The organism is Phenylobacterium sp., from assembly GCF_044358365.1.
Classification (GTDB): Bacteria; Pseudomonadota; Alphaproteobacteria; order Caulobacterales; family Caulobacteraceae; genus Phenylobacterium.
Genome location: NZ_JBIKNZ010000023.1, coordinates 1 through 15,581, shown reverse-complemented (window position 1 = coordinate 15,581; position 15,581 = coordinate 1). Strand labels below are relative to the sequence as shown.

The window sequence follows — 15,581 nt, the reverse complement described above, 5'->3', positions numbered from 1 at the left end:
ACCGCCACATGAGGCGATTTCAGGGAGATGCACGTGACCAGGCCACAGCCTTTGATCGCGGGAAACTGGAAGATGAACGGCGTGGGAGCCTCTCTGGGAGAGGCCTATATGATCGCCGGAGGCCTGGGGGACACCACCGCGCGAGTGGCGATCTGTCCGCCGGCGACACTGGTTCAACGGCTGGCGGAGGTGCTGGCCGACAGCTCTGTGATTGTCGGAGGGCAGGACTGCCGCCCTGAAGCGTCCGGCGCGTTCACAGGCGATGTGTCAGCCGAGCAACTGGCCGACGCGGGCGCGAGGTTGGTGGTCCTCGGGCACTCCGAACGCCGCGCTGGATACGGAGAGGCAGACGAACTTGTGGCGCAAAAGGTCGAAGCGGCGCTTCGGGCTGGCCTGGAGCCGATTGTCTGCGTGGGTGAGACACTGGACCAGCGCAGGGGCGGGCAGGCGCTTGCGGTCGTGACCGGTCAGGTCCGAGGCTCGCTGCCTGACGCGTTGAAGGGCAAAGCCTTTTGCGTGGCCTATGAGCCGGTCTGGGCCATCGGTACGGGATTGACGCCGACGACGCCGGAGATCGAGGAGGTTCACCGCGCGATCCGCGAAACCCTGGTCGCGATGTTTGGCGAAGCGGGCAGGGGCGTTGCGATTCTTTACGGCGGCTCGGTGAAGGCGTCCAACGCGGCCGAGATCCTTAAAGCCGATGAGGTGGGTGGCGCGCTTGTGGGTGGGGCTTCGCTGAAGGCCGCGGACTTTCTCGGTATCATCCAGGCCGCGTGACGCGATCCCTGCCGACCATTGTTACGGGCGTCGCCACGCACTAGCTATGGCCTTGGCTTGGGCATGGTGATAGAGCGCCCGCTTGATTTTGGCGGGCGTTTGTCCGTCATGACGCATCGAGAGATCCCGGGATGCTGCTGAACCTGCTGTTGGTGATCGAGGTCATCGTCGCCTTTTTCCTGATTGTCGTGGTGTTGCTGCAACGCTCCGAGGGTGGCGCGCTGGGCGTTGGCGGTGGTCCGTCGGGCTTTATGACGGCCCGTGGCGCCGGTGACCTGCTGACGCGGACGACCTGGATTCTGGGTGCGATCTTCTTCGTCCTCAGCCTGACGTTGACGATTGTCGCGGGTCGGGAACGCGGCTCGGCCTCCGTCGTGGATCGGATGAAGGTCAACGCCATCAACCCGGCGGAACTGGCCAAGCCGCCCGAGCCGCCGGCCGGCACGGCGCAACCTGGACCCGCAGGCAGTGCGCCCGTGCCGCTGCAGGCGCCGACGCCCACGCTCAACAGCCCGTTCGGCGCCATTCCGGCCACAGAGCCCGCGCCGGTTGTTCCGGAAAAGAAGTAAGTCGGGGATATCGACAAATCCGTCGAAGATTCGTGGCCGAATCGCGGCTACTCTGGACCCCCATGGCCCGGTACATTTTCATCACCGGCGGCGTGGTCTCCTCCCTGGGTAAAGGTCTGGCGTCCGCCGCTCTTGGCGCGCTTCTGCAGGCGCGAGGCTACAAGGTCCGCCTGCGCAAGCTCGATCCGTATCTCAACGTGGATCCGGGGACGATGAGCCCGACTCAGCACGGCGAGGTGTTCGTCACCGACGACGGCGCCGAGACCGACCTTGATCTGGGGCACTACGAGCGGTTCACCGGGGTGAACGCCACGCGTGCTGACAACATCACCACCGGGCAGATCTACAAGACCATCATCGAGAAGGAACGGCGGGGGGACTATCTCGGCGCGACCGTGCAGGTGATCCCGCACGTGACCGGCGAAATCAAGGATTTCGTCCTCAGCGACCCGGGCGATGGCGTCGACTTCGTCCTGGTCGAGGTGGGCGGCACCGTCGGCGACATCGAGGGACTGCCGTTCTTCGAGGCCATTCGCCAGCTTGGCCAGGAACTGCCTCGGGGACACGCCTGTTTCATACATTTGACCTTGCTGCCCTACATCAAGACCGCCGGCGAGATGAAGACCAAGCCGACGCAGCATTCGGTCAAGGAACTGAGGTCCATCGGTATTCAGCCTGACATCCTGCTGTGCAGGTGTGAGATGGAAATCCCGGACAGCGAGCGCCGCAAGCTCGGTCAGTTCTGCAACGTGCGGCCCAGCGCCGTGATCCAGGCTATGGACTCCCCCAACATCTATGCCGTGCCGCTGGACTATCACCGGGAGGGTCTGGACACCGAGGTGCTCGACGTCTTCGGCATGCTGGACAGCGCACCCAAGCCGGACCTGACCCGCTGGGAGCAGATCTCGCACACGCTGAGCCATCCTGACGGCGAGGTGAACATCGCCATCGTCGGCAAGTATACGGCGCTCACCGACGCCTACAAATCGCTGATCGAGGCCCTCATCCACGGGGGTGTGGCCAACAATGTCCGCGTGAAATTCGACTGGATCGAAGGCGAGGTCTTCGAGAAGGAAGAGGCGATGATCAGCGAGCGGCTGACCAACGTCCACGGTGTTCTGGTGCCTGGCGCATTTGGGGAGCGTGGCTCGGAGGGGATGATCCGGGCCGTTCAATTCGCCCGCGAACACGCCATCCCGTATTTTGGCATCTGTTTCGGCATGCAGATGGCCATGATCGAGGCGGCGCGGAATCTGGCCGGAATCAAGCAGGCGTCCTCGACTGAATTTGGCCCGACCTCGGAGCCCATCGTGGGCCTGATGACGGAGTGGGTCCGCGGCAATGAGAAGGAAGTCCGCCAGGAAGGCGGCGACTTCGGCGGCACCATGCGGTGTGGCGCCTATGATGCGGTTCTGGCGCCCGGCAGCCGGGTGGCCGGGATCTATGGCAAGCCGGTGATCTCCGAACGACATCGGCACCGCTACGAGGTCAATATCGGCTACCGCGATGCGATCGAGGGTACGGGGCTGAAGTTCTCGGGTTTGTCGCCGGATGGTGTCCTGCCGGAACTCTGCGAACGCCCGGATCATCCCTGGTTCGTCGGGGTCCAGTTTCACCCGGAACTGAAGAGCCGGCCCTTTGATCCGCATCCATTGTTCGCGAGCTTCATTGGCGCGACCAAGGTGCGCAGCAGACTTGTTTGACCGCGTGAGCCTCGCGGCTTGATCGCAGGCGGGCTTTCATGCATAAGCCCGCGCTCACTGGCGGCCCGAGGGTTCTATTCCTTGGCGGCCGCCGTATCCATTTATACGCCGAAGAGAATTTCCGATGGCTGTTCCGAAACGCAAAACTTCCCCCTCGCGGCGCAACATGCGTCGCTCGCACCACGCGCTGGGCCCGAACTCCTTTCATGAGGACAAGGAAACCGGCGAGCTGAAGCGTCCGCACCACGTCGATCTGAAGACCGGCATGTACAAGGGCCGCCAGGTTCTGACGCCCAAGGAAAACTAGGCGACATCACACGCTCGTGATTCAGGCGCCGGCCGCAGGGCCGGCGTTTTTGATTCCGGTCGTCATTGCGCTGACATTCTGGTGAGCTAGGAGGTGTCATGATCTTTTCCCGCCGCCATCTCATTTCAGCCGCCGCCACCGGAGCCGCGTTTGCGGGCTTTTCGAGGCTGGCCGGTGCGCAACCCGCGTCGAGGCGCGTTAGTCCGGACGCTGACCCCTATCTCAATGAGGTCGCCGGCTACGGGCCTCTGGCGATGGATCCGCAGGGTCTGTTCGATTTGCCGGAAGGCTTTTCCTACACGATCGTGTCGCGGGCCGGCGAAGCCATGAGCGATGGCCTGGTCACGCCTCGAAAGATGGACGGGATGGGTTGCTTTCCGCTGGATGCGGACAGGGTGGTGCTGGTCCGGAACCACGAGCTCAAGGCAACTGATGTGGAGCATGGTCCCTTCGGAAGCCGGCACGCACTGGCGACGAAGTTGGACCGGTCACGGGTCTATGGCTTTGACAAGGACGATCAGGCGCTCAGCGGCGGCACGACCTCGCTGATCTACGACCTGCGCAAACGGCGCCTGGAGAGTTCTCATCTCAGCCTAGCCGGCACGCTCGTCAACTGCAGCGGCGGCGCCACGCCCTGGAACAGTTGGCTGTCCTGCGAGGAGACGGTGGATCCGGTCACCCTGACGGCGGGCGGCCCCGGCGGGCTGAAATCTCATGGCTGGGTCTTTGAGGTTCCGAGCAGCGCTCGCGGGCTTGCTGATCCAACGCCGATCCTGGGCATGGGCCGTTTCCGTCACGAAGCGGTCTGCATCGATCCGCGCGCCGGGATCGCCTATCTCACGGAGGATGAGGGCGCGGGCCTGTTCTACCGTTATCTGCCGGAGGATCGCCGGGTACTGCAAAAGGGCGGGCGACTCCAGGCCCTGGCCTTCCGCGATCGCCCGGAAGGTGGTGACAGCCGCAACTGGACAAGCCCGGAGATGGCGCCGGGCGCCTGGCGCGAGGTGGTCTGGGTCGACATGGACGGGGTCGATAATCCCGACAATGCCCTGAAGGCCCGCGGCCATGCCAAGGGGGCGGTGCTGTTCGCCAGGGGCGAGGGCGTGTTCTTCGGCCAGAACGAACTCTACTTCACCTGCACAAATGGCGGCCCGAAGCGGCTTGGGCAGATCATGCGCTACCGGCCCAGCCGCTTTGAGGGTGATGCGCGCGAGCGGGACGAGCCCGGAAAGCTGCAGCTTTTTGTAGAGTCCCTCGACAAGCGGGTCATGAACATGGCCGACAACATCGCCGTGGCCCCTTGGGGCGATCTGATTGTCTGCGAGGACAAGGCCAGCGCCGGCGGCGTGAACTATCTGCGGGCCGTGACGCCGGCGGGCAAGACCTACACCCTCGGCCGTCAGGCCCAGGCGGAGCCCGGCGATGTCGGCGCCAATACCGAACTGGCCGGGGCGTGCTTCTCGCCGGACGGGACCACGCTGTTCGTCAACGTCTACTGGCCCGGCATGACGGTCGCGATCGTCGGACCCTGGGGCCGGCGGCAGGCCTGAGGCCTATTGGTTGCGGCCCCGCGCCTGCACGGCGGCGCGTCGTTCAGCCACCATCTCCGGCGTGACCTGGCGATTGTGCACGACAGAGCGGTCGTGTTCGAGCTGCAGGCCCTCGCCCATGGCGAGATCGTAGCCGTCATCGATCATGGCCTTGTAGGTGACGAGCATGTCGCCATCGATGTCGGCCATCTGGGCGGCGAGTTGCAAGGCCGCCGGCATCAGGTCGGCAGGTTCGACAATGCGATTGATCAGGCCCCACTCGTAGGCCTTTGCGGCGTCCAGGAAGTTGCCTGTGAGAGACAGTTCCTTGGCGCGATAGGGGCCGATGGCGCGGCTAAGCTTCTGCGACAGGCCCCACCCGGGGGTGATGCCGACCCTGGCGTGGGTATCGGCGAAACGGGTGTTGGTGGAGCAGATCAGCACATCGCAGGCCAGCGCCACCTCGAAGCCGCCCGTGATGGCCACGCCGTTGATGGCGCCGATGATGGGCTTCGAGCACGACAGAACCGCCTGCGCGGGGTTTTCATCGGCGCTGGTGGCGTTCGCCGCACCCATGCCGAGCGGATCGGTGGAGAGTTCCTTCAGATCAAGCCCGGCGGTGAAGGCGCGCTCGCCGGCGCCGGTCAGGATGATCACCCGGACCTCCGGGTCCTGATCGAGCCCGGTAATGGCCCGGCTCAAAGCCGCCCGCAGCGCCTTGGACAGCGCGTTCATGGCTTCGGGTCGGTTCAGGGTGACGACAGCGACGCCGCCCAGGGGCTTTTCGATCAACAGCATTCGGGTGTTCTCCAGACGCCTCGCATCAGCCGTTTTGGGCCTCTCAAGTCAAGCCAGCGTTGCCCGATTGGGCGAAGCTGGGTAAGCGTCCGACCGTTCCTCCCGGAGTGCGCCATGACCGAGATCGTCGACATCACCGCCCGAGAAATCCTGGATAGCCGGGGCAACCCGACGGTGGAGGTGGACGTGGTCCTCGAGGACGGCTCGATGGGGCGCGCCGCCGTGCCCTCGGGCGCCTCGACCGGCGCCTATGAGGCCGTTGAGAAGCGCGACGGGGACAAGGCCCGCTATGGCGGCAGGGGCGTCCTGAAGGCCCTGGAGGCCGTCAACGGCGAGATCTTCGACGCCCTTTCCGGCAGCGACGCCGAAGACCAGCGCCGGATCGACCGGATCCTGATCGACCTGGACGGTACGCACAACAAGGCCCGGCTGGGCGCCAACGCGATCCTGGGCGTCAGCCTGGCAACCGCCAAGGCGGCGGCCAGCTCGGCGGCGCTGCCGCTTTACAAGTATGTGGGCGGTGTCTCGGCCCGTGTGTTGCCGGTCCCAATGATGAACATCATCAACGGCGGGGCGCATGCCGACAATCCGATCGACATCCAGGAATTCATGATCCTGCCGACCGGCGCGGACACCTTCGCCGAGGCGCTCCGGATGGGCGCGGAGATTTTCCACGCCCTGAAGGCGCAGCTGAAGGCCGCCGGCCACAACACCAATGTCGGCGATGAGGGCGGGTTCGCCCCGAACATCGGTAGCGCCGAGGCGGCCCTGGCCTTCATCGTCAAGGCCGGCGAGAGCGCGGGCTTCAAGGTGGGTGCGGACTTCAATCTGGGGCTCGACGTGGCGGCCACCGAGTTCTTCAAGGGCGGCCAGTACGTCATGGAAGGCGAGGGCAAGAGCGTATCCCCGGCAGGGATGGTCGACTATCTGGCCGACCTGGCCGCCAAGTTCCCGATCGTGACCATCGAGGATGGCTGCTCCGAGGATGACTTCGAGGGCTGGAAGCTGCTCACCGACCGTCTGGGCGGCCAGATCCAGCTGGTGGGCGACGATCTCTTTGTGACAAACCCTGAGCGTCTGGGCATGGGTATCGGCAAGGGCCTGGCCAATTCGATCCTGGTGAAGGTCAACCAGATCGGCACCTTGTCCGAGACCCTGGACGCCGTCGATCTGGCCCACCGCAACAGCTACACCGCCGTGATGAGCCACCGTTCGGGCGAGACCGAGGATTCCACCATCGCCGACCTGGCCGTGGCCACCAACTGCGGACAGATCAAGACCGGCTCACTGGCCCGTTCGGACCGGACGGCGAAGTACAACCAGCTGCTGCGCATCGAGGAAGAACTGGGCGACCAGGCGGTCTATGCCGGCAGGGGCGCGCTGCGGCGCCTATAGAGGTCGCGGCCACGCCCTTCAGCTGAGGCATCAGGAGCTGCTCGGCCCCTCTACTCCCTGCATCGTGAGCAATGGGGGACGTAAGGCTCCTAAGCCCCCAGCAGCCGCGCGGCGCGCGGGGCGAAGTAGCTGATCACGCCCGCCGCGCCTGCACGTTTGAACGCCCCCAGGCTCTCCAGGATCGCGCGTTCCTCGTCCAGCCAGCCGTTCTGGGCCGCCGCCATAAGCATGGCGTACTCGCCGGACACCTGGAACGCGAAGGTCGGCACATGGAACGCCTCGACCACTCGCTGGACGATATCCAGATAGGGCATGCCGGGCTTCACCATCACCATGTCGGCGCCCTCGGCGATGTCGAGGGCCACCTCGCGCAGCGCCTCGTCGGAGTTTGCGGCGTCCATCTGGTAGGTCTTCTTGTCGCCGGGATTGTCGACGGAGCCTGTACCGAGCTTCCCCGAGCCGATGGCCTCACGGTAGGGGCCGTAGAAGGCGGAGGCATATTTGGCGGCGTAGGACATGATCATCACGTCCTGCAGGCCCTCTGCCTCGAGCGCCTTGCGGAGCGCACCGCAGCGGCCGTCCATCATGTCGGACGGCGCCAGAATGTCGCAGCCGGCCTTGGCCTGCATGATCCCCTGGGCGACCAGGGTCTCGATGGTCTGGTCATTGAGAATGCGGCCGTTCTCGATCAGGCCGTCGTGGCCGTGGTCGGTGAAGGGGTCCAGCGCCACGTCGCACATGATGCCGACCTCGGGGGCGGCGTCCTTCATGGCCTTTACAGCGGTGGCGACGATGCCGTTGGGGTCGTGGGCCAGGGTGCCGGCGGCGTCCTTCTTGGCCCCGTCTATGTGGGGGAAGACGGCGATGGCCGGGATGCCCAGCGCGCGGGCCTCTTTGGCGGCGGCGGCGCAGTCCTTCACCGACAGGCGGCTGACGCCGGGCATCGAGCCCACGGGGATAGTCCCTTCGCCCTCATGCACCACCATCGACCAGATCAGATCGGCCGGCGTCAGCACGGTCTCGCGGACCAGACGTCGGACCCAGTCGGCTTGCCTGAGGCGACGCAGACGCAGGGCAGGGTAGGCGGCGAGGGGGGCGTGGGTCATGGCGGCGGTTTGAACCCGGATCGCTGGTGGTGCAAGTCCTCTGCATTGACAGTTTGGCTGCAAGGCGCGACTCCCCAGCCATGGATTTCAACCTCACCGAAGACCAGCGCGCGATCGAGGACGCCGCCCGCGCGTTCGCCCTCGCCGAACTGGCGCCGCACTCGGCCCGCTGGGACGAGGAGAGCTACTTTCCCGTCGATGTGATGCGCAAGGCCGCGGAGCTGGGCTTTGCCGGGCTCTATGTCCGCGAGGACGTGGGCGGCTCGGCGCTCAGTCGGCTGGATGCTGCCATCGTTTTCGAACAGCTCAGCTACGGCGACGTCTCCACTGCGGCGTTCCTTTCGATCCACAACATGGCGTCGTGGATGATCGACCGGTTTGGCTCGGAGGATCTGCGCCGACGCTACCTGCCGCGTCTGACGACCATGGAGCTGATCGCGTCCTATGCCCTCACCGAGCCAGGCTCCGGATCGGACGCCGCCGCCATGAAGACCACGGCCCGCAAGGACGGCGACCACTATGTACTGAACGGCGGCAAGGCATTTATCTCCGGCGCCGGGACCTCCGACATCTATCTCGTCATGGCCAGAAGCGGCGATCCGGGCGCCAAGGGGGTCTCGGCCTTTGTGGTGGAGAACGGTACGCCGGGTCTCTCGTTCGGCGCGCCGGAGCGGAAGATGGGCTGGAACTCGCAACCCACCGCCCAGGTCAATTTCGACGACTGCCGGGTGCCGGAGGCCAATCGGATCGGCGAAGAGGGTGAGGGGTTCAGATTCGCCATGGCCGGCCTGGACGGCGGGCGGATCAACATTGCCTCCTGCTCCCTGGGCGGGGCGGGCTACGCATTGGATACGGCCAAGACCTACCTGGAGACCCGCAGTCAGTTTGGTCAGGCCCTGAAGGAATTCCAGGGCCTGCAGTGGCGCTTTGCCGACATGGCCACAGAGCTGGACGCGGCCCGCCTGATGGTGCGCCGCGCCGCCCACGCCCTGGATGAGAAACACCCCAAGTCCACCCAGTACTGCGCCATGGCCAAGCGCTTCGCCACCGACGCAGGCTTCGAGGTCGCCAACCAGGCCCTGCAACTGCACGGCGGCTATGGCTACCTGCGCGACTATCCGCTGGAGCGCATCGTCCGCGACCTCAGAGTCCACCAGATCCTCGAAGGCACCAATGAGATCATGCGGGTGATCACAGCTCGGGAGTTGTTCCGTTGAGCGGGGAACCCGAAGTTCTTGCCCGCCTCGAGGGCCGCGTCGGGCGGATCACGCTCAACCGCCCGGGCGCGCTGCACGCGCTCACCACCAACATGTGTCGACTGATGACTGACGCCCTGCTGGCCTGGCGGGACGATCCGGCCGTCGCGCTGGTGATGTTCGATCATTCCGGCGAGCGGGGGTTCTGCGCCGGTGGCGATATCCGGATGCTGGCCGACAGTGGGTCCGGAGATGGCCGCGAGGCGCGCGAATTCTTCTTCATCGAGTACCGGCTGAACGACCTGCTGTTCCGCTATCCCAAGCCGACGCTGGCCATCATGGATGGCATCACCATGGGCGGGGGCGTTGGGCTGGCCCAGCCCTGTCGCTATCGCCTGGCGACGGAACGGACGACCTTCGCGATGCCCGAGACGGGGATCGGCCTCTTCCCGGATGTCGGAGGCGGCTGGTATCTGAGCCGGATGCCGGATCATCTGGGCCTGTGGTTGGCGCTGACGGGCGCGCGGATCAAGGCGGCGGATTGTGAACTGCTGGGGATCGCCACGGATTTCGTGGAAAGCGCCCGGGTCGCCGAGCTCAAGGCCGCCATCCTGCTCGATCCCGATGGAGTCGAGACCCTGCTGACGGAATTCGAGGCTGACGCGGGTCGCCCTCCGATCGCCGCGCATCAGGACGAAATCGCGCGCATCTTCGGCGCCAGTAGCGTGGAGGCCATTGTCGGGGGGCTTGAGGCGGCTGGATCTGACTGGGCGCTGGAGCAGCTCAAGACCCTGGCCACCAAATCCCCCCAGACGCTGAAGGTGGCCTTCCGTCAGCTCCAGCTGGGCCGGGCCGCGACCACCTTCGCCGACAACATGGCCATGGAGTACCGGATCGGCGCCCGGGTGGTTCAGCGCCACGACTTTCTCGAGGGCGTGCGGGCCGTGATCGTCGACAAGGACAACGCGCCGAAGTGGGACCCGCCCACGCTTGAAGCCGTCAGTGAGGAGCTGCTCGACGGCATTTTTGCGTCGCTCCCTTCCGAAGAGGCCTGGTCGCCTCTAACGTGAGCGTGCGGTGATCGAACGGTGGTCGCCAGGAGGAACATCCAGATGAGATCGAATCTGTTGCTGGTGGCCGCCGCGGCCATGGCGCTGTCGTCGGGGCTGGCCCAGGCCGCACCGTCCGCCGCAATCGACGCCGCCGTCGCCGACAAGGGACGCCCCGAGGCCGACACCAAGCGCGACGCAGACCGCAAGCCTGCTGAAATGCTGGCGTTCGCCGGGGTGAAGCCCGGATCAAAGGTCGCAGACTTCATTCCGGGCGGCGGCTACTTCACCCGAATCTTCGCCAAGGCCGTGGGTCCCAAGGGAAAGGTCTACGCCGTGACCAATCCGCCCCCTGCCACCGCGACCACGCTGCCGGCGATCTTCGGCATCGCCGCCGACCCGCAGTATGGCAACATCACGGTCGTCCAGACCGGCATCGCCAACTTTGCCGTCCCTGAACAGGTGGATGTGTTCTGGACCGCCCAGAACTATCACGACCTGTTCGCCCGGGCCCGGAACGTCGACGTTTCCAAGGTCGACAAGCTGATCTTCGACGCCGTCAAGCCCGGTGGCGTCTTTATCGTGCTGGATCATGCCGCCGCGCCCGGCACGCCCATCGACCCCGACGACAAGTTGCATCGCATCGATCCGGCCCACGTGAAGGCCCAGCTGATCAGCTCGGGGTTCAAGTTCGAGGGCGAGAGCACCGTGCTGCGGAACCCCAATGACGACCATACCAAGGGCGTCTTTGATCCCGCGATCCGCGGCAAGACGGACCAGTTCATCTACAAGTTCCGCAAGCCCAGGTAGGCGTAACAGATATGGCAATGACCCGCGTTGCGTTCATAGGTCTAGGCAATATGGGCGGCGGGATGGCCGCCAACCAGGTCAAGGCGGGGCGCGAGGTCGTGGCGTTTGACCTGTCGGCGGCGGCGCTTGAAAAGGCGCGGGCTGCCGGTTGCCGGATCGCCGGCTCGGTCGCCGAGGCCGTCCAGGACGTCGATGCGGTGATCACCATGCTGCCTGCGGGCCCGCATGTCAGACAGGTCTATGCAGAACAGATCCTGCCCGATGCGCCGACCACAGCGCTGCTGATCGATTCCTCCACCATCGACGTGGAAAGCGCACGGGTTGTCGCCGTGCAGGCGAGGGTGGCTGGGTTCCGATTCGCCGATGCGCCGGTTTCGGGCGGGACCGCTGCCGCTGAAGCCGGGACGCTGGCGTTCATGGTGGGCTGTGATGAGGCCGACTTCGGCGTGATCGAGGACGCCATCGCGCCCATGTCCCGTGTAACGATGCGGGCGGGCGATCACGGCGCCGGGCAGGCGGCCAAGATCTGCAACAATATGGTGCTCGGGATCTCGATGATCGGGGTGTGCGAGGCCTTTGCGCTGGCGGAGAAGCTGGGCCTTGAGGGCGAACGCTTCTTCGAGATCGCCTCGAAGTCGTCCGGACAATGCTGGAGCCTCACCAGCTATTGCCCCTGGCCGGGGCCAGTGCCGACGGCGCCGTCGAACCGGAACTACGAAGGCGGTTTTGCCACCGCAATGATGCTGAAGGATCTCAAGCTGGCGCAGGAGGCCGCCGCCAGGTCAGGCGCGGCCGCGCCGCTGGGGGCGGCGGCGGAAGGGCTGTATGCGCTTTTTGATCGTCTGGGCGGGTCGGACAGGGACTTTTCCGCTATCCTCGAAATGCTGAGCGGCCGGTTGACTGCCCGAGGGGTTTGATTGCGGTCAAGGCGTATGGCTGTTCACGAAATAAAGTCTCCGCTCATGAAGGGTCATGAACCGCTCGTGTCGAATTTATGGACAAGCTGAAATCGCGGCGCCAAAAGGCGCGCGTAGTCGGGAGCCGGTCGGCGCGGTGAGCGCGGTCGGAATTTTTGGTCGATGGATTACAGGCAAGCGTTCCACACGGCGTTGGACCGGGTTCGGTCCGAGGGCAGATACCGCGTATTTGCCGACCTGAAACGTCATCGGGGTCAGTTCCCGAAGGCCACCTGGACGCGGGACGATGGTGTCCAGGCGGAGGTTACCGTCTGGTGTTCCAACGACTATCTGGGCCAGGGGCAGAACCCGGTCGTGCTGGACGCCATGCACGCGGCCATCGAGGAAGCTGGCGCCGGCTCGGGCGGCACTCGCAACATCTCCGGCACCACCCACTATCACGTGGAACTTGAGCGCGAGCTGGCCGACCTTCACCAGAAGGAATCGGCCCTGCTGTTCACGTCGGGCTATGTCTCGAACGAGGCTTCGCTTTCGACACTCTACAAGATCCTGCCCGGGCTGCTGATCTTCTCGGATGAGCTGAATCACAACTCAATGATCTCGGGCATTCGCGCCGGCAAGCGCGAGCAGCGGCTCGTGTTCCGGCACAACGATCTGGCTCACCTGGAAGAGCTGCTGGCCGCCGCCGATCCGGCGTTGCCCAAGCTGATCGCCTTCGAAAGCGTCTACTCCATGGACGGCGACATCGCCGACATGGCCGGCACTGTGGCGCTGGCCAAGAAGTATGGCGCCATGACCTATCTGGACGAGGTCCATGCGGTGGGCATGTACGGTCCACGCGGCGCCGGCGTGGCCGAGCGTGACGGTGTGATGGGCGACATCGACATCGTCGAAGGCACCCTGGGCAAGGCGTTCGGCGTCATGGGCGGCTATATCGCCGCGGACACCGTCATCGTCGATGCGATCCGCAGCTATGCCGACGGCTTTATTTTCACCACCTCGCTGCCGCCGGCCATCGCCGCAGGCGCCGTAGCCTCTATCCGCTACCTCAAGGAACACAACGAGGTCCGCATCGCCCACCAGGCGCGCGCCGCAGCCCTGAAGGCGCGGATGCTCAAGGCCGGCCTGCCGGTCATGCCCTCGGTGAGCCATATCGTGCCGGTGCTGGTGGGAGACCCCGTCCACTGCAAGATGATCTCGGACATCCTGCTGGAAGAGCATGGGGTCTATGTGCAGCCGATCAACTATCCCACCGTGCCCCGCGGCACAGAGCGGCTGCGGTTCACCCCGTCGCCCGCCCATACCGACGGTATGATGGACGAACTGGTCGAGACCCTGGAAAAGCTTTGGGATCGCTGCAACGTCCAGCGCATGGGCGGCTACGCGGCCTGAGCTCGGGTCTTCCCCAACCGGCCGTGATGGCCTATAGCTCGGTCGTCCTTGTGTGACTGGCGATGAAGGTGGGCGACCACCGGGGAGCGCGAGGACGTTAAGCGCCGCTCGCCTGGGCCGATCTCAAGTCGATCTGCATCAAGGAACCGCCGCATGACTGTTCACGTCCAGACTTCCCCCAGCGGATTTTTCACAGCCAGCGTAGACCAGGCTGACCCCGCGATCGCGGCGGTCCTCAAGGGAGAACTCACGCGTCAGCAGGAGCAGATCGAGCTCATCGCCTCGGAAAACATCGTCTCGCAGGCGGTGCTGGACGTGCAGGGCTCGGTGCTCACCAACAAGTACGCCGAAGGCTATCCGGGCAAGCGGTACTACGGTGGCTGCGAGGTGGTGGACGAGGCGGAGATCCTGGCCATCGACCGCGCCAAACAGCTATTCGGGTGCGAGTACGCCAACGTCCAGGCTCACTCGGGTAGCCAGGCCAACCAGGCCGTATTCATGGTCACCATGAAGCCCGGTGATACCTTCATGGGCATGAACCTGGACCACGGCGGCCACCTGACCCACGGCAAGAGCGTCAATCAGTCCGGCAAGTGGTTCGCCCCTGTGGCGTATGGCGTCCGCGCCCAGGACCACCTGATCGACTACGACGAGGCCGCCGAGGTGGCCCGCGCCAACACTCCCAAGGTGATAATCGCCGGCGGCTCGGCCTATTCCCGCCAGATCGACTTTGCGAAGTTCCGCGAAATCGCTGATGAGGTGGGAGCCATCCTGATGTGCGACGTGGCCCACTACGCTGGCCTGATCGTGGCGGGCGAGTACCCCAACCCGTTTCCCCACGCCCACATCGTCACCACCACCACCCACAAGACCCTGCGCGGACCCCGCGGCGGTCTGATCCTGACCAACGACAAGAAGCTGGCCAAGAAGATCGACAGCGCCGTCTTCCCCGGCCTGCAGGGCGGCCCCCTGATGCACGTGATCGCCGCCAAGGCCGTGGCGTTCGGCGAGGCCCTGCGCCCCGAGTTCAAGACCTATGCGAAACAGGTCATCGAAAACGCCCGCGCGCTCGCCGAGAGCCTTCAGAGCGTGGGCTTCCGGATCGTCTCGGGCGGCACTGATAGCCACCTGATGCTGGTCGACCTCACGCCCAAGAACGTCAGCGGCGCCGCCGCCGAGATCGCCCTGGAGCGCGCCGGCATCACCACCAACAAGAATTCCATCCCCGGCGACCCGCTGCCGCCCATGCAAACGTCCGGCCTGCGCGTCGGCACACCCGCCGGCACCACCCGCGGATTTGGCCCGGCTGAATTCCGTCAGGTCGGCAAATGGATCGGCGAGGTCCTCGACGCTGTCTCCACCGGCGAGGACACCACCGGCATCGAGCAGAAGGTCCGCCGCGAGGTGGTCGAAATGACAGGGCGCTTTCCCATCTACCGCTAATAGCGTTTACTGAGCGGGAAGAGAGCCAGATCATGCGTTGCCCGTTCTGCGGACACGAAGAAACCCAGGTGAAGGACAGCCGCCCGTCGGAAGACGGCGCGGCCATCCGTCGTAGGCGCATGTGCCCTTCCTGCGAGGGCCGGTTCACCACTTTCGAACGCGTGCAGCTGCGCGAACTGACCATCCTCAAGCGCTCCGGCCGCCGTGCGCCCTTCGACCGTGACAAGCTGGCCCGCTCACTCTCGGTGGCGCTGCGCAAGCGCCCGGTAGAGCCCGAGCGGGTGGAACGAATGATCAGCGCCATCGTGCGCCAGCTGGAAAGCATGGGCGAAACCGAGCTCGCCTCCTCGACCATCGGCGAGCTGATCATGAAGCACCTGAAGCAACTCGATGACGTCGCCTATGTGCGGTACGCGTCGGTCTATCGGGATTTCAGGGAGACGGAGGACTTCGCGCGGTTCCTGGGCGCGGAGGGGCTGGGCGAGGGAACCGGGGACGAACGGTAAAGGCGCCGGAGCTGGGGCGCAGATGAGTTTGGGTCCCCGCTGGTCGGGGCGCTACCGCCGATAGACTTCGCGGCGATTGCCTAG

Annotated in this window: 15 protein-coding genes and 1 riboswitch; of the genes, 13 read left to right on the top strand and 2 right to left on the bottom strand. The window is 65.3% G+C overall.

Annotation, left to right across the window (positions count from 1 at the left end):
- The first annotated feature begins 27 nt into the window (after positions 1–27).
- The 5 genes from tpiA (at position 28) to ACIQ3B_RS08490 (ending at position 4,906) form a co-directional block, all read left to right on the top strand.
- Positions 28–777, top strand: coding sequence for a triose-phosphate isomerase (gene tpiA / locus ACIQ3B_RS08510; RefSeq protein WP_397401550.1), 750 nt, complete (start codon positions 28–30; stop codon positions 775–777).
- Between the two features lie 131 nt (positions 778–908).
- Entirely contained in the window at positions 909–1,346 is a 438-nt protein-coding gene (gene secG, locus ACIQ3B_RS08505) for a preprotein translocase subunit SecG (protein WP_397401548.1), read from the top strand.
- Between the two features lie 62 nt (positions 1,347–1,408).
- Positions 1,409–3,049 carry a CTP synthase gene (locus ACIQ3B_RS08500; RefSeq protein ID WP_397401546.1) on the top strand — a complete coding sequence of 547 codons (1,641 nt, stop codon included), beginning with the start codon at positions 1,409–1,411 and terminating at the stop codon, positions 3,047–3,049.
- A gap of 124 nt (positions 3,050–3,173) precedes the next feature.
- Positions 3,174–3,356, top strand: a complete 183-nt coding sequence (gene rpmF, locus ACIQ3B_RS08495) for a 50S ribosomal protein L32 (protein ID WP_397401544.1) — start codon at positions 3,174–3,176, stop codon at positions 3,354–3,356.
- A gap of 98 nt (positions 3,357–3,454) precedes the next feature.
- Complete coding sequence (locus ACIQ3B_RS08490) at positions 3,455–4,906, top strand: alkaline phosphatase PhoX (RefSeq protein WP_397401542.1); 1,452 nt, start codon at positions 3,455–3,457, stop codon at positions 4,904–4,906.
- Positions 4,907–4,909: 3 nt separating this feature from the next.
- Here ACIQ3B_RS08490 and ACIQ3B_RS08485 read toward each other — a convergent pair whose 3' ends face one another.
- The gene (locus tag ACIQ3B_RS08485) at positions 4,910–5,683 is read right to left on the bottom strand and encodes an enoyl-CoA hydratase (RefSeq protein ID WP_397401541.1); all 774 of its coding nucleotides are present in this window, start codon (positions 5,681–5,683) and stop codon (positions 4,910–4,912) included.
- A 114-nt stretch (positions 5,684–5,797) separates the two neighbouring features.
- On the opposite strand from ACIQ3B_RS08485, the gene eno reads away from it, so the two are divergent.
- Entirely contained in the window at positions 5,798–7,078 is a 1,281-nt protein-coding gene (gene eno, locus ACIQ3B_RS08480) for a phosphopyruvate hydratase (protein ID WP_397401539.1), read from the top strand.
- Between the two features lie 89 nt (positions 7,079–7,167).
- Here the strand turns inward: eno and hemB are convergent, their stop codons facing one another.
- On the bottom strand, positions 7,168–8,184 hold the full coding sequence (gene hemB, locus ACIQ3B_RS08475) for a porphobilinogen synthase (RefSeq protein ID WP_397401537.1): 1,017 nt from the start codon (positions 8,182–8,184) through the stop codon (positions 7,168–7,170).
- An 80-nt stretch (positions 8,185–8,264) separates the two neighbouring features.
- On the opposite strand from hemB, the gene ACIQ3B_RS08470 reads away from it, so the two are divergent.
- The 7 genes from ACIQ3B_RS08470 (at position 8,265) to nrdR (ending at position 15,497) form a co-directional block, all read left to right on the top strand.
- Positions 8,265–9,401 carry an isobutyryl-CoA dehydrogenase gene (locus ACIQ3B_RS08470; RefSeq protein WP_397401535.1) on the top strand — a complete coding sequence of 379 codons (1,137 nt, stop codon included), beginning with the start codon at positions 8,265–8,267 and terminating at the stop codon, positions 9,399–9,401.
- Entirely contained in the window at positions 9,398–10,450 is a 1,053-nt protein-coding gene (locus tag ACIQ3B_RS08465) for an enoyl-CoA hydratase/isomerase family protein (protein ID WP_397401533.1), read from the top strand. The genes ACIQ3B_RS08470 and ACIQ3B_RS08465 overlap by 4 nt, the downstream gene beginning before the upstream one ends.
- Positions 10,451–10,492: 42 nt before the next feature.
- Positions 10,493–11,239 carry a class I SAM-dependent methyltransferase gene (locus tag ACIQ3B_RS08460; protein WP_397401531.1) on the top strand — a complete coding sequence of 249 codons (747 nt, stop codon included), beginning with the start codon at positions 10,493–10,495 and terminating at the stop codon, positions 11,237–11,239.
- A 17-nt stretch (positions 11,240–11,256) separates the two neighbouring features.
- Positions 11,257–12,156 (top strand): 3-hydroxyisobutyrate dehydrogenase, encoded by a 900-nt coding sequence (gene mmsB, locus ACIQ3B_RS08455; RefSeq protein WP_397401529.1) that lies wholly within the window; start codon positions 11,257–11,259, stop codon positions 12,154–12,156.
- Positions 12,157–12,318: 162 nt separating this feature from the next.
- A complete protein-coding gene (gene hemA / locus ACIQ3B_RS08450) occupies positions 12,319–13,548 on the top strand; it encodes a 5-aminolevulinate synthase (protein ID WP_397401527.1) in 1,230 nt (409 codons plus the stop codon).
- Between the two features lie 42 nt (positions 13,549–13,590).
- A riboswitch (ZMP/ZTP riboswitch) is annotated at positions 13,591–13,673 on the top strand.
- A gap of 28 nt (positions 13,674–13,701) precedes the next feature.
- Positions 13,702–14,991 carry a serine hydroxymethyltransferase gene (glyA, locus tag ACIQ3B_RS08445; protein WP_397401525.1) on the top strand — a complete coding sequence of 430 codons (1,290 nt, stop codon included), beginning with the start codon at positions 13,702–13,704 and terminating at the stop codon, positions 14,989–14,991.
- Positions 14,992–15,023: 32 nt separating this feature from the next.
- Positions 15,024–15,497: a transcriptional regulator NrdR gene (nrdR, locus tag ACIQ3B_RS08440; RefSeq protein ID WP_397401523.1), complete on the top strand. Its 474-nt coding sequence runs from the start codon at positions 15,024–15,026 to the stop codon at positions 15,495–15,497.
- Positions 15,498–15,581: the final 84 nt, after the last annotated feature.